This is a genomic window from Acidovorax sp. 100, assembly GCF_003688355.1.
GTDB classification, from domain to species: Bacteria; Pseudomonadota; Gammaproteobacteria; order Burkholderiales; family Burkholderiaceae_C; genus Acidovorax; species Acidovorax delafieldii.
In genome coordinates, this window is sequence record NZ_REFD01000001.1 from 4,184,259 (window position 1) to 4,205,485 (window position 21,227).

The window sequence follows — 21,227 nt, forward strand, 5'->3', positions numbered from 1 at the left end:
TAACTGGTTACAAAGAGTTTACGCGGACAATAGGGCGCGTGACGATCCCTCAGTCTTTCATTCAGGAACTGCTCACCCGTGTGGACGTGGTGGACATCGTGGGGCGCTACGTCCAGCTGAAAAAAGGTGGCGCCAATTTCATGGGGCTGTGCCCCTTTCACGGAGAGAAGTCGCCCTCTTTCAGCGTCAGCCCCGCCAAGCAGTTCTATCACTGCTTTGGCTGCGGCAAGAACGGCAATGCCATCAGCTTTCTGATGGACCACGCGGGCATGGGGTTCGTCGAGGCCGTCCAGGACCTGGCCCAGAGCGTGGGCCTGCAGGTGCCCGATGACGACATCTCCCCGCAGGAAAAGGAACGCGCCGCCGCCGCGCGACAGAAACAAGCCACGCTGAACGAGGTGCTGGAGAAAGCCGCCGACGCCTACCGCCGCCACCTGCGCGAGTCGCAGCGCGCCATCGGGTACTTCAAGGGCCGGGGTGTCTCGGGCGCGGTGGCCAAGCGCTACGGACTGGGCTACGCGCCCGAAGGCTGGCGCAGCCTGGCCAGCGTGTTCCCAAGCTACGACGACCCGCTGCTGGAGGAAAGCGGCCTGGTCATCGTCAACGACGAAGACGGTGGCAAGCGCTATGACCGGTTTCGCGACCGGGTGATGTTCCCCATCCGCAACGTCAAGGGCGAGTACATCGGCTTTGGTGGCCGGGTGCTGGGGGACGACAAGCCCAAGTACCTCAACTCCCCCGAAACCCCGGTATTTCACAAGGGGCGCGAGCTGTACGGCCTGTTTGAGGCCCGCACGCCCATCCGCGAGGCGGGCTACGCGCTGGTCACCGAGGGCTATATGGACGTGGTGGCCCTGGCGCAGCTGGGTTTTCCGAACGCGGTGGCCACACTGGGCACGGCGTGCACGCCAGAGCATGTGCAAAAGCTGCTGCGGTTTACCGACGCGGTGGTGTTCAGCTTTGACGGCGACAACGCCGGGCGGCGCGCCGCGCGCAAGGCCCTGGATGGCGCCCTGCCCCATGCCACCGACACGCGCAGCATCAAGTTTCTGTTCCTGCCCGCAGAGCACGACCCGGACAGCTTCATCCGCGACCATGGCACCGACGCCTTTGCGCGCCATGTGAGCGACGCCATGCCGCTGAGCCGCTTCCTGGTCGAATCGGCCAGCGAGGGCTGCGACCTGGCCACCGCCGAAGGCCGCGCCCACATGGCCAGCAATGCACGCCCGCTGTGGACGGCGCTGCCCGACGGCGTGCTCAAGCGCCAGCTGCTGGGCGAGCTGGCCGAGCTGACCCAGCTCAATGCCCGCGACCTGTCCGACCTGTGGGGCCAGGCCGCCGCCCGCGACGGCCTGCGCGCTGCACACCATGCCCCCCCGCAGCGCCACCCGCCCCGTACCGCCCCTGATGACGCCCCCAGTTGGGATGCCCCGCCCGACACCGATGGCTGGCAACCCCACAGCGAGTCGACAGGCACGGCCTACGACCCAGGCTACGGCAGTTACGGCAACCAGGGAGGCTACGGAGGCCAAAGTGGCTATGGCAGCGGCGGCAAGCCCCCGTTCCGCAAAGGGGGCGACTGGAAAAGCGGCGGAGGCTGGAAAAAGCGCGACAAGGACGCTCCCTGGCCGCCCCAGCCCCGCTTGCCCCGCACGCCGGCCATGGGCCGGGCGGACCACGCGGCGCGGCTGCTGCTGTCGCACATGGCGTTTCTGGAAGAGCTGACGCACGACGACCACACCACACTGGCGGCCCAGCCTGCGCCCCATGGGCCACTGTTTGCGTGGCTGGAGGCGCAGTTCCACGAACATGGCCCCCTGGCCTGGGCCGTGCTGCGCGAAAGCCTGCGCGATCACGAGTGCGAAGAGCTGGCCGTCAAGGTGATGACCGGCTCGCATGCGCAGACCGAGGGCGAACTGCACGAATTGCGGCTGGAGCTGCGCGACCTGCTCACCCGCATGCAGATCGAAGACATCAAGGAGCAGCAAAAAGTGCTGGTGCTGCAGGTGGCACAAGACCCATCTGCCCTGGAGCGTTACCGGGCGCTGGCCGAAAAGCGCAAGGAACTGGAGCAAATAGCGCCAAAAACCACTTGAATAGGGTCTGGGCGGTATAATATAAGGTTAGTTATTGGCAAGAGCGACAGCAGCACCTCCGAGCCGGGCCACCGTGACAAACGCGCACCTATGCGCTGATGGGCCCACTTATCGCAAGGACTGCACACCAAATGATCGCCCAGACATCTTGCCGCTGAGGGTGTCCCCTCCAGGCGCAAAGCCCTCGTTGCTTTGCGTTGCCACCCGCGCCGGGATCTGAGGCGCTTGCGTTTTCTTTGTGTCCGTTTTTGATTCTGAGGTTGCTCCATGCCCGCTCAAAAGTCCGCGAAGTCGCCCAAGTCTGCCTCAGGCACCGCCGCAAAGGCTGTCTCCAAAACCGCGGCCAAAGCGCCGGCCAAGGCGGCCCCCAAAAAGGCCGCTGCCGCTGCGCCCGCCCCGGTCGCCAAGAAAGTGAAAATTGTGCCCGTGAAAAGTACCGCCGAGCTGATCAAAGCTGCCGATGAGTTGCTGAAAAAGAAACCTGCCCGCGCCAAGGCCGTCGCCGCAGCTGCGGACGACGAAGAAGCGCCCAAGAAAAAGCCTGGCCGCCCCGCCAAGGCTGCTGGTGCCGCCGAAGCCAAAGCCCCCGCCAAGCGCGGCCGCAAGCCCAAGGCAGCCGCCGGTGGCGATGAGAGCGTGGACGATACCGACCTGTCGGACATCGAGGCCGATCTCGAAGGCGAGATCGAAGAGACCCCCGAGGCAGCCGCCACGGTCGAGAAGGTCAAGCCCCTGCGCATGAAGATCAGCAAGGCCAAGGAACGCGCCTTGATGAAGGAATTCGGCCTGGACGAAACCGTCCTGTCCGAAGAGGACATGCAAAAGCGCCGCCAGCGCCTGAAGGCCCTGATCAAGCTGGGCAAGACCCGCGGCTACCTCACGCACGTTGAAATCAACGACCACTTGCCCGACAAGCTGGTCGATGCCGAAACCCTCGAAGCCGTCATCACCACCCTGAACGACCTGGGCGTGGCGGTGTACGAGCAGACGCCCGATGCCGAAGCGCTGATCATCACGGACAACGCTCCCGCTGGCGCCACCGAGGAAGAGGCCGAAGAAGCCGCCGAAGCCGCGCTGTCCACCGTGGACTCGGAATTCGGCCGCACCACCGACCCCGTGCGCATGTACATGCGCGAAATGGGCACCGTGGAGCTGCTGACCCGCGAAGGCGAAATCGAAATCGCCAAGCGCATCGAAGGCGGCCTGATGGCCATGATGGAGGCGATCAGCGCATCGCCCGCCACCATCGCCGAGATCCTCAACATGGGCGAGGAGATCCGCGAAGGCAAGGTCGTCATCTCGACCATCGTGGACGGCTTCTCCAACCCCAACGAGGCCGACGACTATGTGGCCGAAGAAGACTTCGACGAATTCGACGAGGCCGATGACGACGACGGCAAGGGCGGCTCCAAGGCGCTGACCAAGAAACTCGAAGAACTCAAGAAGCAGGCACTGGAGCGCTTTGACAAGCTGCGTGAGCTGTTCGAAAAAGTGCACAAGGTCTACGACAAGGAAGGCTACGGCACGCCCGCCTATGTCAAGGCGCAAGCTGCTTTGTCGGCCGAGCTGATGACCATCCGCTTCACCGCCAAGACCATCGAGAAGCTGTGCGACATGGTGCGCGGCCAGGTGGACGACGTGCGCAAGAAGGAACGCGAGCTGCGCCGCATCATCGTGGACAAGTGCGGCATGCCGCAGGAAACCTTCATCAAGGACTTCCCGCCCAATCTGCTGAACCTGCAGTGGGTCGAGAAGCAGGCCACCGCCGGCAAGCCCTGGTCGGCCGTGATTGCGCGCAACATCCCGCCCATCCAGGATCTGCAGCAAAAGCTGATCGACCTGCAGTCGCGCGTGGTCGTGCCGTTGGCCGAGCTCAAAGGCATCAACAAGCGCATGAACGAAGGTGAAGCCACCTCGCGCGATGCCAAGAAGGAAATGATCGAGGCCAACCTGCGCCTTGTGATCTCGATCGCCAAGAAGTACACCAACCGTGGCCTCCAGTTCCTCGATTTGATCCAGGAAGGCAACATCGGCCTGATGAAGGCGGTGGACAAGTTCGAATACCGCCGGGGCTACAAGTTCTCGACGTACGCCACCTGGTGGATTCGCCAGGCCATCACCCGCTCGATCGCCGACCAGGCGCGCACCATCCGTATCCCGGTGCACATGATCGAGACGATCAACAAGATGAACCGCATCAGCCGCCAGCACTTGCAAGAGTTTGGTTTCGAGCCCGATGCGTCCATCCTGGCGGCCAAGATGGAGATCCCCGAGGACAAGATCCGCAAGATCATGAAGATCGCCAAGGAGCCGATCTCCATGGAAACGCCGATCGGCGACGACGACGACAGCCACCTGGGCGACTTCATCGAGGACGGTGCCAACACCGCGCCTATCGAAGCCGCCATGCAGGCCGGCCTGCGCGACGTGGTCAAGGACATCCTCGATGGCCTGACCCCCCGCGAAGCCAAGGTGCTGCGCATGCGCTTCGGTATCGAGATGACCAGCGACCACACGCTGGAAGAAGTGGGCAAGCAGTTCGACGTGACCCGCGAGCGCATTCGCCAAATAGAAGCCAAGGCGCTGCGCAAGCTCAAGCACCCCAGCCGCTCTGACAAGCTGCGCAGCTTCATCGACTCGCTGTAAGCCTCGCGACCCAGCCTTTACTGGCTTCAACGCCCTGCCCCGCACCTGCGGCGCAGGGCGTTTTTCATGGTGCGCTGATCGGCGCACCGCTCTGCACGGGGCCATAAACCCCGCGTTTACCCTGATGCCAGCGACAGCAGACTGACAGCTTGGCTGGCGACCATTGCGCGCAGCCCAGGTGGTGCGCAGGTCCCTTCCCTGTGCATGCAGCCACAGGCTGACTGCGTTGCTTCGGCGTGGCAACGCGCAAGCAACCCAGTCAGGGCGCTCCCGCAGCGGCCTGAGATCTGGTTCCCGACGCCCTTCCTGCCTTCCCTCTTGTCAAAGGACTTTCCATGTCTGCAGCCATCGACCGCCGCCGTGCCCTTGCCCAATCCGTTGCGACCGCCCTGGCCTGGACTGCGCTCGCCCCCTCCGCCTGGGCGCAGAGCGCTGCGACAGCAGCCCGTCCTGCCCCTGCAGCCGCCAAGCCTGCCAAGCTGGCGGGCACCGTGCGCATCGTGATCCCTGCCAATGCCGGTGGCGGCTGGGACCAGACAGGCCGAGCCCTCGGAGCAGCCATGGTCGCAGCCGGCGCTGCGGACCAGGTGGAATACGAAAACATCGGCGGCAAGGGCGGCACCATCGGCCTGGCCAAATACGCCGAAAAGTACAGCAACGACCCCAACACGCTGCTGATGGGTGGCATGGTGATGGTGGGCGCCGTGGCACTGCAAAAGCCTGCAGTGGACATGACACAGATCCAGCCCCTGGCGCGGCTCACCAGCGACTACCTGGTGGCCGCCGTGGCCGCCAACTCGCCCATCAAGACCACCAAGGACCTCGCCGATGCGCTGCGTGCCGACCTCAAGGCCGTGCCGATTGCCGGCGGTTCGGCCGGTGGTGTGGACCACATCTACGCAGGCGTGCTGGCCCGCGCCGCCAAGGCCAACCCGGAGGGGCTGGTCTACAAACCCTTCCCTGGCGGTGCCGAGGTGGTCGAGGCCGTGCTGTCGGGCAACGCAGCCCTGGGTTTGTCGGGCTACAGCGAGTTCAACGATGCCATTGCCAGCGGCAAGCTGCGCGCCGTGGGCGTGTCGTCGCGCCGCAGCGTCTTTGGCCTGCCGTCGTTCCGCGAACAAGGGCTGGATGCCGTGATGGCGAACTGGCGCGGTGTGTTCACCGGCAAGGGCGTGTCCGCCGCACGCACGGCGGAGATGCTGGCCGCCGTCGAGGCCGCCACCCGCCACGAATCCTGGCTGCGCACGCTCAAGCAGAACCGGTGGGAACCCTCTTGGCTCACCGGCAAGGATTTGGCAGAGTTCATGGAACTGGACCTCACGACCGCCCGCGTGATGGTGTACCTGCTCAAGCTGAAGGCCTGAGAAGGTCTGAACACCCCCGCCGCAAGCGCCTCTGAGCACCAGCCGACCGGCCTGCTGCAGAACCTTTGGAGCCTCTGATGAAAATGTCCAACTACTCCATCGGCGCACGCATGGCCACAGCCCTGGGCCTGGTGCTGGCCCTGCTGCTGGGGGCCGCGCTGTTCGGCATTGCGGCTCTGTACCAAACGCTCGGCACCTACGACACCACGGTGCAACAGCGCGTGGCGCAGGAGCGCGCCGTGAGCCGCATGGAAAGCGAGTTCAAGACCCAGGTGCTGGAGTGGAAGAACACCCTGCTGCGGGGCGAGGACTCGCGCAAGCGCGAGTTGCACTGGAATGCCTTCCAGGCCAGTGAAAAACGGGTGGCCGATGCGGCCAAGTCGCTGGAGCCCCAGCTGACCGACGCGCAGGAAAAGGCGGCGCTGCAAAAGTTCACCCAGGCCCACGCCCAGATGGCGCAGGGCTACCGCAAGGGCTTTGAGGTGTTCCAGTCGCTGGGCTTTGTGCCCTCGGCGGGCGATGCGGACGTGGCCGACATCGACCAGGGCCCGGCCAAGCTGCTCACCGAGCTGAGCCAGCAGGTGGCCGCCAGCAGTGCAGTCATCGCCCAGGAGGCTGCGCAGGACGCCCGGCGCGCACTGTTCAGCAGCCTGGTGGCACTCGCGCTGGTCACGGCGCTGGGCGCCTGCGCGGGCTGGCTGCTCACCCGCTCGGTGGTGCGCCCCCTGGGGGTGGCGGTGTCGGTGGCGCACAAGGTGGCGGCGGGCGATCTCACCACCCGCATCGAGGTGGAGGGCACGGATGAACCCGCGCGCCTGCTGGAGGCCTTGCGCGCCATGCAGGACAACCTGGAAAACGTGGTCTCTGGCGTGCGCAGCAATGCCGAGGGCGTGGCCAGCGCCAGTGCTGAAATCGCGCAGGGCAATGCCGACCTGAGCCTGCGCACCGAAGAGCAGGCCTCGTCGCTGGACGAAACCACCTCGTCGATGCAGCAGCTGCAATCCACGGTGCAGCAGAACGCCTCCAACGCCCAGCGCGCGAACGAGCTGGCGCGCAACGGCGCCACTGTGGCGCAGAGGGGGGGTGACGTGGTCACGCAGATGGTGGAGGTGGTCCAGGGCATCCAGGACAGCTCGCGCCGCATTGCCGACATCATTGGCGTCATCGACGGCATCGCATTCCAGACCAACATCCTCGCGCTCAATGCCGCCGTCGAGGCCGCGCGCGCCGGTGAACAGGGCCGGGGCTTTGCCGTGGTGGCCAGCGAGGTGCGCAACCTCGCCACCCGCAGCGCCAGCGCCGCACGCGAGATCAAGCAGCTCATCCAGACCAGCGTGGAGCGCGTGCAGGCCGGCTCGGACCTGGCGCGCAATGCAGGCACCACCATGGCCGAGGTGGTGTCGTCCATCCAGGGTGTGAGCGCGCTGATGGAAGAGATCAGCCAGGCCAGCGCCGCACAGACCAGCGACATGCTGCGCGTGACGCAGGCCATCGTGCGCATGGACGAGGCGACACAGCAGAACGCCGCCCTGGTCGAAGAAAGCGCCGCTGCCGCAGGCAGCCTGAGCGGGCAAGCGCAGCAACTGGTGGAGGCCGTGGAGGTGTTCCGCCTGCGCCACGCCCACCCCGCGCTCCCCGCGCCGCGGGCCTGACGGGGGGCCGCAAGGCAATTGCACATCACACCGCCCCCGCGGTGGCACCACAGCCCTGCAGGCGCAGGGCCACGGCGGCCATGCAAATGCTATCAATACAATAGCTACTCAGGCATATTGCACTAGCGCAAGCGCCCAAAAACCCTCAAAACCTGCCTGCTGCTGCGCAAAAACACGCTGCAGGCAGCCCCCTGCGCTGCGTCAGTCGATCTTCACGTTCGCGTTCTTCACCACCTGCGCCATGCGCGCTGCTTCGCTGCGGAAGAAGGCGGCGGCCGGCTCGGGCGGCGTGAGCTTGATCTCGTAGCCCTGCGCAATCAGCGCGTCACGCGCCTCGGGCATCTCCATGGCGGCCTTGAAGCCGTTGTACAGCCGCGCCAGCTCGGCCTTGGGCAGGCCCGCAGGCGCCACCGGGGCGATCCACCCATCCAGCTCATAGCCCGGCAGGCCTTGCTCGGCAATGGTGGGCACGCCCGGCAGTGCCGCCACGCGGGTGGCGGTGGTCACACCCAGGGCCCGCAAGGCGCCTGCCTTGATGTGCGCAGCCGCCGGTGCCACCGCCACCACCCCCAGCTGCACCTGCCCGCCCAGGATGTCGTTCATCAGCGGGCCCATGCCCCGGTAGGGAATGTGCTTGATGTCGATCTTGGCCTGGTCCACGAACATGGCCGCGCCCAGGTGCAGGATGGTGCCGTTGCCCGACGAGCCGTAGTTGAGCACGCCGGGTTTGGACTTGGCCAGCGCGATCAGCTCCTGCACCGTCTTGGCGGGCACCGCAGGGTGCGCGACCAGCACAAACGGCGTGGCGCCCAGGATGGTGATGGGGGTGATGTCGGCCAGCGAGTCGAACGGAATGTTCTTGTAAACGCTGGGGTTGACCACGTGGTTGTTGGACACCACGCCGATCACCGAGCCGTCCTTGGGCGCACGCACGATCTGCGTGGTGCCGGTGATGCCACCCGCGCCCGGCAGGTTCTCGATGACGATGGGCTGGCCCAGCGCCTTGGCCAGGCTGGTGCTGATGGCTCGGATGGCGCCGTCGGCCCCTGAGCCCGCCGACAGCGGCAGGATCACGCGCAGCGGCTTGCCGTCGCCCTGGGCACGGGCCAGGCGGGGCAGGCCCCAGGCGGCGGCGCCCAGCGCGGCCGCACCGGTGGCCAGCGCCTGGCGGCGCGTGAGCACGCCATGGCGGGCGGGCGCGATGCGGTGCATGTCAAAAGCAGGGGTGGGCAGGGGCACGGTTGTCTCCGGTAGTGTGGTTGGAATCCAGGGCCTGCGGTCTGCGCCGCGTGGGCTGCCCCGGTCGTCAAGGAAAAATCAGGCAATGGCCCCGGTGGCCTGCAGCGCGGTCACTTCATCGGCGGTGTAGCCCAGGCCCTGCAGCAGTTCGGCCGTGTGCTGGCCCAGGCGCGGCGGGTCGCAGCGCACATCCAGGCGCTGGCCGTCCATGCGCAGCGGCATCAGCGTGATCTGCGCGGTCTGCCCGGCACGTTCGCCATCGGGCAGCGTGATGTCGGCGAGGCCCCCCGTGGCTTGCAGGTGCGGGTCGTCAAACAGTTCTTCGGGCCGGCGGATGGGTGCAAACGGCAGGCCGTGGCGCTCGAAGATCGCGGCCAGTTCATCGGCCGTGTGCTGCGCCAGCCGCTCGCGCAGCACCGGCATCAGCGTGGGGCGGGCGCGCACGCGGTCGTTGTTGGTGGCCAGGCCGGTGTCGGCCTTCAGGTCGGCATAGCCCATGGCGTCGCAGAAGGTCTGCCACTGCGCATCGCTCACGGCGGCCAAAAAGATCTGCCCGCCGTCCTTCACGCTGAACACGTCGTACACGGCCCAGGACGAGATGCGGTCGGGCATGGGCGCGGCCGGTTTTCCGGTGACGGCGTACTGCATCATGTGCTGGCCGACCAGGAACACGTTGTTCTCGAACAGGGCCGAGTCCACCTCCTGCCCGCGCCCGGTGATGCCGCGCTGCATCAGCGCCGCCATGGCGCCAATCGCGCCAAACATGCCGCCCATGATGTCGTTCACGCTGCTGCCTGCGCGCAGCGGGTCGCCGGGGCGGCCAGTCATGTAAGCCAGTCCGCCCATCATCTGCACCACCTCGTCCAGCGCCGTGCGGTGCTCGTACGGGCCGGGCAAGAAGCCGGTGTGGTTGACGTAGATGAGGCGCGGGTTGACCTGGCTCAGGGCGGCATAGTCCAGGCCGTATTTGGTCATCACGCCGGGCTTGAAGTTTTGCGCCACCACGTCGGCCGATGCGGCCAGCTTGCGCGCCACCGCCAGGCCCTCGGGGCTGCGCAGGTCGAGCGCAATGCTCTTCTTGTTGCGGTTGAACATGGGGAAGAAGCCCGCGCCCGCGCCCAGCAGGTGGCGGGTGCGGTCGCCGTCCACCGGCTCGACCTTGATGACCTCGGCGCCCAGGTCGGCCAGCACCATGCCGCAGGTGGGGCCCATGACCATGTGGGTGAACTCCACCACGCGCAGGCCTTCCAGCGGCAGGCGGGGGGACGAGAGAGGGGCGGATGTGTCGTGCATGTTCAGAGCGTTCAGAAAGGGGTTCAGGCCGTTGCTGCTTCACGCAGCACGGCGGGTGCGGCATTCTGCGGCAGCCCGGCCTGCCAGAGGGTGCCATGCAGGGTCTCGCCCGCCAGCCATCCGGCCACGCGCTGGCGCAGCGCGAGCAGCGCAGTCACATCGATGCCGGTGGCGATGCCCATGCGCTCCAGCATGAACACCAGGTCTTCGGTGGTGACATTGCCGCTGGCGCCCGGCGCGTGCGGGCAGCCGCCGATGCCCGCCAGGCAGGCATCAAAGCGCGTGATGCCTGCCTGCCAGGCGGCATACACATTGGCCAGGCCCATGCCGCGCGTGTCGTGGAAGTGCGCGCAGGCCAGGCGGTCGCCCACCAGCGCCCGCGCTTTGCCAAACAGGCGGGCGACCGCAGCCGGGTCGGCATAGCCCACGGTGTCGGCCAGGCTCACGCGGTCGGCGCCCGCATCCAGCAGCGCCTGCATCAGGCGCAGCACTTCGCTCTCAGCCACTTCGCCCTGCAGGGTGCAGCCAAAGGCCGTGCCCACGCCGCCCTCGATCAAGGTGCGGCCGCCACTCGCGTCGCGCAGCGCGCGGATGCGGGCCACCTCGGCCACCACCTCGTCGGGGGTCTTGCGCAGGTTGGCCAGGCTGTGGGCGTGGCTGGCAGACAGGGGCACGATCATCAGGTCAGCACCCTGCTCCAGCGCGCGCTCGGCGCCTTTGATGTTGGGCACCAGCACCGAGGCCACCAGGCCGGGCAACGTTTTGGCGTGGGCCAGGACCTCGGCCGTGTCGGCCAGCTGGGGCAGCAGCCGGGCGGGCACAAAGGAGCCCACCTCGATCTCGCGCTGGCCGGCGGCGTAGGCAGCGTTGATCCATTCGATCTTGTGCGCGGTGGACACCACCGTGGCGATGCTTTGCAGGCCGTCGCGCAGGCCGACTTCGCGGACGATGGCGCGGGCCACCGGGGGCTGCTGGTCGGATGGGATCGGTGAGATGTGCACGGGATGTCTCTTTCGGGTGGGTCTGGGCAAGATTCTAAAAATTCCCGAATGAATCAGAAAATACATCTCGGAAGCCGTAACATTCCCAAACGGAACATCACAACACTTGGAGGTTTGCCATGCGCGACCTGGACTTGCAGACCCTGCGCCTCTTTGCCGCCGTGTGCGAGCAGCGCAGCATCGCGCGTGTGGCAGAGCAGGAGTCCATCGTGGGCTCGGCCATCAGCAAGCGGCTGGCGCAGCTGGAAGACACGGTGGGCACACCGCTGCTGCTGCGCAAGCGCCGGGGCGTGGTGCCAACGCCTGCCGGCGAGACCCTGCTGGAGCATGCCCGCACCATGCTGGCCAGCGTAGGGCAGATCGAGCGCGACATGGCGGCCTACGCCACCGGCACCCGGGGCCATGTGCGCATGCTGGTCACGGCCTCGGTCATGGCAGAGTCGCTGGCCGACGATGTGGCGGCCTTTCTGCAAGACCCGGCACACCGCAACATCCAGATCAGCCTGGAGGAACGCGTGAGCCCGGACGTGGTGCAAGGCGTGCGCGACGGCAGCGCCTCCATCGGCATCTGCTGGGACGCAGCCGACCTGTCGGGCCTGGAAACCAGCGCCTACCGCAGCGACCACCTGGCTGTGGTGGCACACGAGTCGCACCCCGTGGCCCAGCTGCAGAGCGTGCGGTTTGCCGACGTGCTGGAGCACGAATTCGTCAGCATGCCCGCGCTCAGTGCAGTGCAGGTGCTGCTGGCGCGCGCCGCTGCAGTGGAAGGGAAAATGCTGGCCCACCGCGTGCTGGTGTCCAACTTTGACGCCGCCCTGCGGGTGGTGCGCGCCAACCTCGCCATCAGCGTGGTGCCACGCGAAGTGGCCCAGCCTTTTGCCCAGCTGGCACCGGTGCGCATCGTCCCGCTGAGCGACCCCTGGGCCCAGCGGCGCTTTGCCATCTGCTACCGCAGCGCCCAGTGGCTGCCCCCCGCGGCCCAGTTGCTGGTGGGGCATCTGGCGGGGCTGGGACGCGCCTGAAGAGGCCCAAAAACCGTGGCCCTGTCGCAACAGTTTGATACGCAACATTGTATTTTTCGCCACTAGCGCATGTGTGCTGTGCGTTCTGAGCTACTAAACTTGTAGCAAAATGGGTTCCGCGCTATAGTCTCAGCGCATCAGCGGGCCCGGTTGACGGCCACCCGCACTGAATCCAGATCCAACACTTGCGCGAGGAGAAGCGTCCATGAGCTCCAAAGAAAATGCTTCCATCAACCAGCTTTTCGAGAAACTTGAATGCCGCTATGCGCTGCGCGTGCTGTGGGCCCTGAAGGACGGCCACCCCCAGACGTTCCGCCTGCTGCAGGACAGCGTGGGTGGCATCACCCCCAACACGCTCAACACCCGCATCAAAGAGCTGCGCGAAGCCGGTTTTGTGGACCATGGCAGCGACGGCTACACCGTCACCCCCTCGGGCGCTGACCTGCTCAAGCGCCTGTCGGACGTGCAGGCCTTTGCCACCCGCTGGGTCGCAGGCCGCGCCAAGAAGGCCTGAGCCCTCTCCCCCCCCCTGCTCGCCCTGCCCCGCAGGGAGAAGCCCCGCCGGACCTCCGCGCGGGGCTTTCGTTAAAATAGGGATCAAAATAGCTTCAAGCGCAATCAAAACATGCGCCTGAAGCTATATTTTTAATAGCAAACAAGGAACTCCCATGGCACTGACCACCACTGCATCCGGCCTGCAATACGAAGACACCACCGTGGGCGAAGGCGCCGAAGCCACCAAGGGCCAAAACGTGTCGGTGCACTACACCGGCTGGCTGTACAACAACGGTGAGCAAGGTGCCAAGTTCGACTCCAGCCGCGACCGCAACGACCCTTTTGAATTTGCACTGGGCGCCGGCATGGTCATCAAGGGCTGGGACGAAGGCGTACAGGGCATGAAGATCGGCGGCCAGCGCACCCTGATCATCCCCGCCGCCTTGGGCTATGGCGCACGCGGTGCGGGCGGCGTGATCCCCCCGAACGCCACGCTCAAGTTCGACGTGGAACTGCTCAAGGTGGGCCGCTGATCTCAGCCCCCTTCCGGTCTACATCGGCAAAACAAAAGCGGCCCTCGGGCCGCTTTTTTTATGCCCGCGCATCTTGCAAACGGGCTTTGGCTGGGGAGCCCTCAGGCTCCTATCCATCAAGACCAGTCCGGAACCCCGGGGCCTCAATCAAACAGCGCCTTGTCCAGCCGCTCGAACTTGGCATCACCCACCGCCTCCCGGATTTTGGGGGCCAGTGCCGCCAGGTCTTCAAAACTGCCTGCGCCCTCCACCGCGAGGTTCAAGCGAAACCCGCGCAAGCCCAGCGCCGCCGTCAGCTCCGTGGCGATGGGATACGCCGCCTGGTAGCGCTCCATGGGCGAACGCCCCGAGCCTTCGACGGGCGACGCCACCGTGCCCAGATCGGTGGCGGGAGCCTCTGCCAGCGTGGCGGAAGCGAGGGGTGCACTGGCAGCAACGGAGCCCACGACTGCAGCAGCCATCTGCCCCCCGACCGGCGCCAACAGCCCCTGGGCGATCATGGCCTGCACATCGTCCTGCGTGATGCCCATGGCCGCCGTGGCCGCCAAAATCTCCCCCGTGGTGCGCTTGCCGTCAAAAAGAATGAAGGCCGAACGCTGGCGCGAGCTCAGGCTGCCGTGACGGTCCTTGAGTGCTTCCTGGCCTGCGGGGGTTTTGACGAGAACCATGAGTCTCCTAGTAGTGAGCAGTCGCGGGGGACGCCGCAAGGCTATCACCTGCGAACCAGAATCCCATGTTTTGGCACCTCTGCAAATCGGGGTTTACACATAACCCCCGCGCGGCGCCAACCCCTCACATCTCCGAGCGAATGCGTGGCAGCGGCGGTGCAGGCCGGGTGATCCAGCTGACCACCAAGGTAACGAGCAGGCCACAGGGCACACCAAACACCCCGGCCGAAATGGGCTGGATGCCGAACCACAACCCATCGGCCAGCAGCCAGCGCGGCAGCGCCTGCATGGCGGGCACATGCGACAGCATGTAGTACACCGTGATAGCCAGCCCGCCCAGCATGCCCGCCACCGCGCCTTGCCGCGTGGTGCCCCGCCAGAAGATGCCCAGCACCATCACCGGCACAAACGCCGACGCCGCCAGCGAGAAGGACGCCGACACCATGGGCAGGATTTCGGATGGCTTGAGCGCCGCCACAAACGCAGCCGACAAGGCCACGGCCAGCAGCGTGAACTTGGTCAGGATCACCCGCTGCTCGGGCGACGCCTGGCGGCGCGTGTCCTGGAAATACAGGTCGCGCACGAGCGCATTGCTGATGGTGAGCAGCAAGCCGTCGGCCGTGGACAGCGCCGCTGCCAGGCCCCCTGCCGCCACCAGGCCCGACACCACGTACGGCAGCCCACCCAGTTCGGGCGTGGCCAGCATGATGAGGTCGGCCCCCAGCCGGATCTCGCCAAACTGGATCAGGCCATCGCCGTTCACGTCTTCCACCGACAGCAGCGAGCTGTCCACCCGCGCCCATTGGGCCATCCAGGTGGGCAGGGCCTCAAAACTGCTGCCCACCAGGTTCTGCATGACCTCGAACTTCACCAGCACGGCCAGCGCGGGCGCACTGAGGTACAGCAGCGCAATGAAAAACAGCGACCAGCCCACCGACGCGCGGGCCGCAGATACCGTGGGCGATGTGTAGTAGCGGGTCAGCAGGTGGGGCAGCCCGGCGGTGCCCACCATCAGGCAGAACATCAGCGCCAGAAAATTACGGCGCGTGAGCTCGTAGTCGCGTTGCTCCTCGGGGGTGCCGTGGGGGTCGCCGGCATAGGCCTGGCTGTGGGGCGGCAGCCCACCCAAAGGACGCGCGCGCTCGTAGTTCTCGCGCATTTCGCGGGTCCAGCGCTCGCGGGCAGCTGCAGCATCGCGGGGCAGCGCCGCCAGCTCGCGGCTGGCAGAGACGATCAGGCCCACATCAGCGTTCTGCGCACGCAGGGCCCGGATGCGCTCACGGCCCTTTTCGCGTTCACGCTCCAGGGCGGCATCCACATCCTGCAGGCGCGCTTCGAAGTCCTTGGCGCGCTGCAGGTAAGCCTGCACCACCTGGTGTTCGGCCGGGGAGTCGAGCAGCTGCGCCTCCAGGTCGGCAATCTTGCTGATCTGCGCGCCATATACCAATGGCGCCAGCGGGTTGCCCAGCTGCTTGTACGCCAGCCACGACACCGGGATCATGAACGCCAGCAGCAGCACAACGTACTGCGCCACCTGCGTCCAGGTGATGGCCCGCATGCCGCCCAGGAACGAGCACAACAACACCCCGCCCAGGCCCAGCATGATGCCGATCTCGAACTGCACGCCGGTGAGGCGCGACGCAATCAGCCCCACGCCGTAGATCTGCGCCACCACGTAAGTGAACGAGCACAACACGGCTGCCAGTGCGGCAATGACACGCGGCCAGCGCCCACCAAAACGCACGTGAAAAAAGTCGGGCACGGTGTACAGGCCCATGGCGCGCAGGTGGGGTGCGATGAGCATGGCCACCAGGCAAAAGCCCCCCGTCCACCCCAGCAGATAGGCCAGGCCACCGGCCTGCCCCGGCGTGCCCGAAAAGCCCTGCAGGTACAGCGCGCCCGACAGACTGATGAACGAGGCCGCACTCATCCAGTCGGCCGCCGTCGCCATGCCGTTGTACATGGGCGGAATGCGCCGCCCAGCCACGTAGTAGTCCTCGGGGTCCGTCGTGCGGCCGTACACGCCGATGCCGGCGTACACCATCACCGTGAGGAACAGAAAAATCGGGCCGATCCAGTGGCGCGACAGCCCCTGGTGCTCAGCCCAGGTCATCAGTGCCAGAAAGCCCAGCACCCCCGCCACGTACAGCGCCAGAATACGGTGCAGCCGCCACAAATAGGCGCGGTCCGCCTCGGCGCTGCCTGGCTTGCGCTCAGCCATGGGCGCGGTCTTCTGCGGGAGGGGCGGAAAGCTCCAACGCCTCGCGTTGCTGCTGGTCCTGCCGCTCAAAGTGGTTCATGGCCCAGCCGTAGGCGACCACGATGGCGATGAACACCAGCACAGCGCCCTGCGCCGCAATCCAGTAGCCCAGAGGCCAGCCCCCCACCACCAGTACCTGCAGGTCCCGGGCGAAGTAGGTGGCCCCAAAAGACACCAGGGCCCACAGCAGGAGCAAACCTGCTTTGAGCCACAGGTGGCGCACGTCATGCAAGTCGGGGGGAAACGGCCCCGCCATCTCGGCGTCGGCGGGGCGGGTAGCGGGCTGCTGCAACGGCATCACTGGCGCGGCATCACGGACGCGATGGCGGGTGGTGCAGTTGGCACATGGCAGCCCGGTCGGTGCGTCAGCCTGCCAGTTGCTGCCAGGTGGCAATCACGCTGTCGGGGTTGAGCGAAATCGACGAGATGCCCTCCTTGGCCAGCCACTGCGCAAAGTCAGGGTGGTCGCTGGGGCCCTGGCCGCAGATGCCGATGTACTTGCCCTGGGCCAGGCAGGCCTTGATCGCCTGATGGATCAGTGCCTCGACAGCCGGGTCACGCTCGTCGAAGTCCTGCGCCAGCAGCTCCAGGCCAGAGTCGCGGTCCAGGCCCAGCGTGAGCTGGGTCAGGTCGTTGGAGCCGATGGAGAAGCCGTCGAAGAACTCCAGGAAACGCTCGGCCAGGATGGCGTTGCTCGGCACTTCGCACATCATGATGACCTTGAGGTCGTCCTTGCCACGCTGCAGGCCATGGCTGGCCAGCAGCTTGGTCACGCGTTCGGCCTGGCCGAGCGTACGCACAAAGGGCACCATCACCTGCACGTTGGTCAGGCCCATGTCGTTGCGCACGCGCTTCAAGGCTTCACATTCCATCGCAAAGGCTTCGCCGAAGTCTTCGCTGATATAGCGGGCGGCGCCACGGAAGCCCAGCATCGGGTTTTCTTCCTCGGGCTCGTAGCGGCTGCCGCCGATGAGCTTGCGGTATTCGTTGGACTTGAAGTCCGACAGGCGCACGATGACAGGCTTGGGCCAGAAGGCGGCGGCAATAGTGGCCACGCCTTCGGCGACCTTGTCCACATAGAACGCCCTGGGGCTGGCATGGCCACGGGCCACGGACTCCACGGCCTTCTTCAGGTCGGCATCGATCTGGGGGTAGTCCAGGATGGCCTTGGGGTGCACACCAATGTTGTTGTTGATGATGAACTCGAGCCGCGCCAGGCCAACGCCTTCGTTGGGCAGCTGGGCAAAATCAAACGCCAGCTGGGGGTTGCCCACGTTCATCATGATCTTGGTCTTGATGGGGGGCATCGCGCCGCGCTGCACTTCGGTGACTTCGGTTTCGAGCAGGCCGTCGTAGATCTTGCCCGTGTCGCCCTCGGAGCAGCTCACCGTGACCAGCGTGCCATCCTTCAGACGCTCGGTCGCGTCGCCACAGCCCACGACGGCCGGAATGCCCAGCTCGCGCGCAATGATGGCGGCGTGGCACGTGCGGCCACCCCGGTTGGTGACGATGGCGCTGGCGCGCTTCATCACGGGCTCCCAGTTGGGGTCCGTCATGTCGGTGACCAGCACATCGCCCGGCTGGACCTTGTCCATCTCGGAAATGTTGTGCACCAGGCGCACGGGGCCGGTGCCAATCTTCTGGCCGATGGCACGGCCCTCGGCCAGCACGGTGCCTTGGCCCTTGAGCTTGTAGCGCAGCTCGGCCTGGCCCTTGGCCTGGCTCTTCACGGTTTCAGGCCGTGCCTGCAGGATGTAGAGCTGGCCGTCGGTGCCGTCCTTGCCCCACTCGATGTCCATGGGGCGGCCGTAGTGCTGCTCGATCACCAGCGCGTAGCGGGCCAGTTGCTCCACATCGGCGTCGGTCAGCGAGTAGCGGTTGCGCTGCTCGGTGGGCACATCAATGGTCTTGACCAGCTTGCCGCTGGCGGCCTTTTCTTCAGGCGTGGAGAACACCATCTGGATCAGCTTGCTGCCCAGATTGCGACGGATCAGCGCCTTCTTGCCTGCCTGGAGCATGGGCTTGTGTACGTAGAACTCGTCGGGGTTCACGGCGCCCTGCACCACCGTCTCGCCCAGGCCGTAGCTGCTGGTGATGAAGACAACGTCCTCAAAGCCGGATTCGGTGTCGATGGTGAACATCACGCCGGCGGCGCCCAGGTCGGAGCGCACCATGCGCTGCACACCGGCCGACAGGGCCACCACATCGTGCTCGAAGCCCTTGTGCACACGGTAGGAAATGGCGCGGTCGTTGTACAGCGACGCAAACACTTCCTTCATCTTGTGCATGACTTCGTCGATGCCCACCACGTTCAGGAAGGTTTCCTGCTGGCCGGCAAACGATGCGTCGGGCAAGTCCTCGGCCGTGGCGGACGAGCGCACGGCAAATGAGGCGGCGGGGTTGCCAGCGCTCAGCTTGGCAAATTCGTCGGCAATGGCCTTTTGCAGGTCGGCCGGGAAGGGCTGGGCCTCAACCATGGCGCGAATCTCGGCACCGACCTGTGCGAGGGCGCGCACATCCTCGGTATCCAGGCTTTTGAGCTTGGCGCTGATGCGGTCGGCCAGGCCGTCGTAGGCCAGGAACTCGCGGAACGCGTGGGCGGTGGTGGCAAAGCCCGTGGGCACGCGCACACCCTGCGGCAGCTGGGAGATCATCTCGCCGAGGCTGGCGTTTTTACCGCCAACGGCCTCGACATCGGTCATTCTCAGGTTTTCAAACGGTACGACCAGGGCGGTCGGGCTGAAAAGTGCAGACATGGGAAAGCTCCAGAAGTTGAAACCGGGTCTGCGCGCCTGCCCCCTGAGAGCGATGGGCGAGCGGCCATGCACAGGCTGCAGCTTTGTCGTTGTGGTTGTAGGCCGACGGTGTGCATGGTGAGAATTGGATAATTGTGACAATTGTAGGCCCGCGCATCTGGCAACGGGCTGACGCTTTCACGCGACTGACGCAAAACGGGGAATTGCCACTTCTTTGTGGTGTCCACCCGGCTGGCGCAAGCCGCATCCAAAAAAAGGGGCTCCATGCACTCGCGCACCGTATTTTTTGTCTCTGACGGCACCGGCATCACCGCCGAAACCTTCGGCAACGCCATCCTGGCCCAGTTCGAGATGAAGCCGCGCCATGTGCGCCTGCCCTTCATCGACACCGTGGACAAGGCGCACCAGGCGGTGCGGCAGATCAACCACACTGCAGAGGTCGAGGGTAAAAAGCCCATCGTTTTCACCACGCTGGTCAACATGGACGTGCTCAAGGTCATCCAGGAGGGCTGCAAGGGCATGCTGCTGGACATGTTCGGCACCTTTGTGCACCCGCTGGAGGAAGAGCTGGGCATCAAGTCGCACCACCGCGTGGGGCGCTTCAGCGACGTGAGCCGCAGCAAGGAGTACACGGACCGCATTGAAGCCATCAACTTCAGCCTGGCCCATGACGACGGCCAGAGCAACCGCGACCTGGCGGGGGCCGATGTGATCCTGGTGGGCGTGAGCCGCAGCGGCAAAACCCCTACCAGCCTGTACCTGGCCATGCAATGTGGCCTGAAAGCCGCCAACTACCCCCTGATCCCCGAGGATTTCGAGCGCCGCCAGCTCCCCCCGGCCCTGGTGCCGTTTCGCAGCAAGATCTTTGGCCTGACCATCAGCCCCGACCGCCTGGCCGAGATCCGCGCCGAGCGTCGCCCCAACTCCAAATACGCCAGCATCGAAAACTGCCGCGCCGAAGTGGCCGAGGCCGAAGCCATGATGCGCCGCGCGGGCATCCGGTGGCTGTCCACCACTACCAAATCGATTGAAGAGATTGCGACGACCATCCTGCAGGAGGTGCGGCCGGAGCGGCTGGTGTATTGAACAGCGTTGGGTGACAACGCTGCCACCAACCGACAACCACCAACCCCTCGGAGTGGCGATCAGAATGTTGAATAAAAACCGGGGCTACCGCTTTACTTAAAAGAAAAACAAGCTATAAATAACATAGCAATCTCTATGAGAGCCAACGGCGCAACCTGGCGTGCGCCGCTGGCTCAACCCACAGATCACGGTAACCCACCGCCAACGGTACCGTCGCCCCCAAACAGCTCAAACACCATACCGCGCAGCCACTGATTGACGGGTTCGCGGTGCACCTTGGCGTGCCAGAACACGCTGATGGGCGCGTCAGGCAGTTTGACGGGGTGCGTTCGCAGCACCAAGCCAAAGGGTTCGACCAGCTTGAGCGCCAGCCGCTCGGGCACCGTCGCCACCAGCGCCGTGCTTTGGAGGATGTGGCCCACGCTCACAAAGTGCGGCACGCTCAGCCGCACCAGGCGGTCGATGCCGGCCTTCTGGATCAATTCATCCACCTTGCCGTGCCCCGTGCCCGCCGACACGATCACTAGGTGCTCTGCCGCTTTGTAGTCCGACAACAGCAGCTTGGGCCGGTCCAGCGCATGGCCCTTGCGGAACAGGCACACATAACGCTGGCGGAACAAGCGCCGCTGGAAGAACCCGGCTTTCAGCTGCGGCAGCAGGCCGATGGCCAGGTCCACCTTGCCAGCCTCCATGTCTTCGCGCAGATGGGCGGCGTTGTTGCGCACGGTGTTCAGCGTGACGCCCGGCGCCTCCCGCCCCAGGCGCTCCAGCAGCGCGGGCAGGAAGACGATCTCGCCAATGTCCGTCATGCCGATGGTGATGGTGCGCTTGAGCGTTGCGGGCGTGAACTGTGTGCGCTGGTTCAGCCCGCTGTGGATCATGCCCAGCGCATACCCCACGGACTCGCCCAGTTGTTCGGCAAAAGGCGTGGGCACCATGCCGCCCGAGGTGCGCAGGAAAAGCTCGTCGCCAAAAATGCGCCGCAGCTTGGCCAGCGCGTTGCTGACCGCAGGCTGCGTCAGCCCCAGGTTGTCGGCCACCTTGGACACGCGCCGTTCGACCATGAGTTGCTGAAACAGCACCAGCAGGTTCAGGTCGATATCCGATAGCTCCATC

16 protein-coding genes are annotated in these 21,227 nt (G+C 65.7%); 8 read left to right on the top strand and 8 right to left on the bottom strand.

Features of this window, described 5'->3' with window-relative positions; translation table 11 throughout:
- The first annotated feature begins 38 nt into the window (after nt 1–38).
- The 4 genes from dnaG (at nt 39) to C8C96_RS19220 (ending at nt 7,758) form a co-directional block, all read left to right on the top strand.
- Nucleotides 39–2,096: a DNA primase gene (gene dnaG, locus C8C96_RS19205; RefSeq protein ID WP_121943316.1), complete on the top strand. Its 2,058-nt coding sequence runs from the start codon at nt 39–41 to the stop codon at nt 2,094–2,096.
- Between the two features lie 267 nt (nt 2,097–2,363).
- Complete coding sequence (gene rpoD / locus C8C96_RS19210; RefSeq protein WP_121943317.1) at nt 2,364–4,742, top strand: RNA polymerase sigma factor RpoD; 2,379 nt, start codon at nt 2,364–2,366, stop codon at nt 4,740–4,742.
- A gap of 335 nt (nt 4,743–5,077) precedes the next feature.
- Complete coding sequence (locus tag C8C96_RS19215) at nt 5,078–6,106, top strand: tripartite tricarboxylate transporter substrate binding protein (RefSeq protein ID WP_121943318.1); 1,029 nt, start codon at nt 5,078–5,080, stop codon at nt 6,104–6,106.
- 77 nt (nt 6,107–6,183) lie between these two features.
- The gene (locus tag C8C96_RS19220; RefSeq protein ID WP_121943319.1) at nt 6,184–7,758 is read left to right on the top strand and encodes a methyl-accepting chemotaxis protein; all 1,575 of its coding nucleotides are present in this window, start codon (nt 6,184–6,186) and stop codon (nt 7,756–7,758) included.
- Nucleotides 7,759–7,959: 201 nt separating this feature from the next.
- Here C8C96_RS19220 and C8C96_RS19225 read toward each other — a convergent pair whose 3' ends face one another.
- From C8C96_RS19225 to C8C96_RS19235, 3 genes are all read right to left on the bottom strand, one after another.
- The gene (locus tag C8C96_RS19225; RefSeq protein ID WP_121944097.1) at nt 7,960–8,970 is read right to left on the bottom strand and encodes a tripartite tricarboxylate transporter substrate binding protein; all 1,011 of its coding nucleotides are present in this window, start codon (nt 8,968–8,970) and stop codon (nt 7,960–7,962) included.
- A gap of 105 nt (nt 8,971–9,075) precedes the next feature.
- Nucleotides 9,076–10,290 carry a CaiB/BaiF CoA-transferase family protein gene (locus tag C8C96_RS19230; RefSeq protein ID WP_056743319.1) on the bottom strand — a complete coding sequence of 405 codons (1,215 nt, stop codon included), beginning with the start codon at nt 10,288–10,290 and terminating at the stop codon, nt 9,076–9,078.
- A 23-nt stretch (nt 10,291–10,313) separates the two neighbouring features.
- Nucleotides 10,314–11,291, bottom strand: coding sequence for a hydroxymethylglutaryl-CoA lyase (locus tag C8C96_RS19235; protein WP_199737499.1), 978 nt, complete (start codon nt 11,289–11,291; stop codon nt 10,314–10,316).
- A 119-nt stretch (nt 11,292–11,410) separates the two neighbouring features.
- Here C8C96_RS19235 and C8C96_RS19240 point away from each other — a divergent pair, with 119 nt between their 5' ends.
- The 3 genes from C8C96_RS19240 (at nt 11,411) to C8C96_RS19250 (ending at nt 13,341) form a co-directional block, all read left to right on the top strand.
- Nucleotides 11,411–12,313: a LysR family transcriptional regulator gene (locus tag C8C96_RS19240; RefSeq protein WP_110959241.1), complete on the top strand. Its 903-nt coding sequence runs from the start codon at nt 11,411–11,413 to the stop codon at nt 12,311–12,313.
- A gap of 205 nt (nt 12,314–12,518) precedes the next feature.
- The gene (locus tag C8C96_RS19245) at nt 12,519–12,827 is read left to right on the top strand and encodes a helix-turn-helix domain-containing protein (protein ID WP_015013381.1); all 309 of its coding nucleotides are present in this window, start codon (nt 12,519–12,521) and stop codon (nt 12,825–12,827) included.
- A gap of 154 nt (nt 12,828–12,981) precedes the next feature.
- Entirely contained in the window at nt 12,982–13,341 is a 360-nt protein-coding gene (locus C8C96_RS19250; protein WP_056061897.1) for an FKBP-type peptidyl-prolyl cis-trans isomerase, read from the top strand.
- A gap of 143 nt (nt 13,342–13,484) precedes the next feature.
- On the opposite strand, the gene C8C96_RS19255 is transcribed toward C8C96_RS19250, so the two are convergent.
- The 4 genes from C8C96_RS19255 to ppsA all read right to left on the bottom strand — a co-directional run bounded on the left by C8C96_RS19255 (nt 13,485) and on the right by ppsA (nt 19,025).
- Nucleotides 13,485–14,009: a hypothetical protein gene (locus C8C96_RS19255; RefSeq protein WP_121943320.1), complete on the bottom strand. Its 525-nt coding sequence runs from the start codon at nt 14,007–14,009 to the stop codon at nt 13,485–13,487.
- A 124-nt stretch (nt 14,010–14,133) separates the two neighbouring features.
- Nucleotides 14,134–16,230: a VC_2705 family sodium/solute symporter gene (locus C8C96_RS19260; RefSeq protein ID WP_056743323.1), complete on the bottom strand. Its 2,097-nt coding sequence runs from the start codon at nt 16,228–16,230 to the stop codon at nt 14,134–14,136.
- Nucleotides 16,223–16,567, bottom strand: a complete 345-nt coding sequence (locus tag C8C96_RS19265) for a DUF4212 domain-containing protein (protein ID WP_056061890.1) — start codon at nt 16,565–16,567, stop codon at nt 16,223–16,225. Before C8C96_RS19265 ends, C8C96_RS19260 begins: the two co-directional genes overlap by 8 nt.
- Before the next feature lie 67 nt (nt 16,568–16,634).
- Nucleotides 16,635–19,025, bottom strand: a complete 2,391-nt coding sequence (gene ppsA, locus C8C96_RS19270; protein WP_056061886.1) for a phosphoenolpyruvate synthase — start codon at nt 19,023–19,025, stop codon at nt 16,635–16,637.
- 264 nt (nt 19,026–19,289) lie between these two features.
- Here ppsA and C8C96_RS19275 point away from each other — a divergent pair, with 264 nt between their 5' ends.
- Nucleotides 19,290–20,111 carry a pyruvate, water dikinase regulatory protein gene (locus tag C8C96_RS19275; protein ID WP_056061884.1) on the top strand — a complete coding sequence of 274 codons (822 nt, stop codon included), beginning with the start codon at nt 19,290–19,292 and terminating at the stop codon, nt 20,109–20,111.
- 185 nt (nt 20,112–20,296) lie between these two features.
- On the opposite strand, the gene C8C96_RS19280 is transcribed toward C8C96_RS19275, so the two are convergent.
- Nucleotides 20,297–21,226 (bottom strand): LysR family transcriptional regulator, encoded by a 930-nt coding sequence (locus tag C8C96_RS19280; protein WP_056061881.1) that lies wholly within the window; start codon nt 21,224–21,226, stop codon nt 20,297–20,299.
- Nucleotide 21,227 lies beyond the last annotated feature (1 nt).

Coding starts and splice junctions, on each gene's coding strand:
- C8C96_RS19275 (WP_056061884.1), top strand. CDS start 19,290: ATGCACTCGCGCACCGTATTTTTTGTCTCTGACGGCACCGGCATCACC.
- C8C96_RS19250 (WP_056061897.1), top strand. CDS start 12,982: ATGGCACTGACCACCACTGCATCCGGCCTGCAATACGAAGACACCACC.
- C8C96_RS19280 (WP_056061881.1), bottom strand. CDS start 21,226: ATGGAGCTATCGGATATCGACCTGAACCTGCTGGTGCTGTTTCAGCAA.
- C8C96_RS19265 (WP_056061890.1), bottom strand. CDS start 16,567: ATGCCGTTGCAGCAGCCCGCTACCCGCCCCGCCGACGCCGAGATGGCG.
- C8C96_RS19215 (WP_121943318.1), top strand. CDS start 5,078: ATGTCTGCAGCCATCGACCGCCGCCGTGCCCTTGCCCAATCCGTTGCG.
- C8C96_RS19225 (WP_121944097.1), bottom strand. CDS start 8,970: ATGCACCGCATCGCGCCCGCCCGCCATGGCGTGCTCACGCGCCGCCAG.
- rpoD (WP_121943317.1), top strand. CDS start 2,364: ATGCCCGCTCAAAAGTCCGCGAAGTCGCCCAAGTCTGCCTCAGGCACC.
- C8C96_RS19255 (WP_121943320.1), bottom strand. CDS start 14,009: ATGGTTCTCGTCAAAACCCCCGCAGGCCAGGAAGCACTCAAGGACCGT.
- C8C96_RS19220 (WP_121943319.1), top strand. CDS start 6,184: ATGAAAATGTCCAACTACTCCATCGGCGCACGCATGGCCACAGCCCTG.
- C8C96_RS19230 (WP_056743319.1), bottom strand. CDS start 10,290: ATGCACGACACATCCGCCCCTCTCTCGTCCCCCCGCCTGCCGCTGGAA.
- C8C96_RS19240 (WP_110959241.1), top strand. CDS start 11,411: ATGCGCGACCTGGACTTGCAGACCCTGCGCCTCTTTGCCGCCGTGTGC.
- C8C96_RS19245 (WP_015013381.1), top strand. CDS start 12,519: ATGAGCTCCAAAGAAAATGCTTCCATCAACCAGCTTTTCGAGAAACTT.
- ppsA (WP_056061886.1), bottom strand. CDS start 19,025: ATGTCTGCACTTTTCAGCCCGACCGCCCTGGTCGTACCGTTTGAAAAC.
- C8C96_RS19260 (WP_056743323.1), bottom strand. CDS start 16,230: ATGGCTGAGCGCAAGCCAGGCAGCGCCGAGGCGGACCGCGCCTATTTG.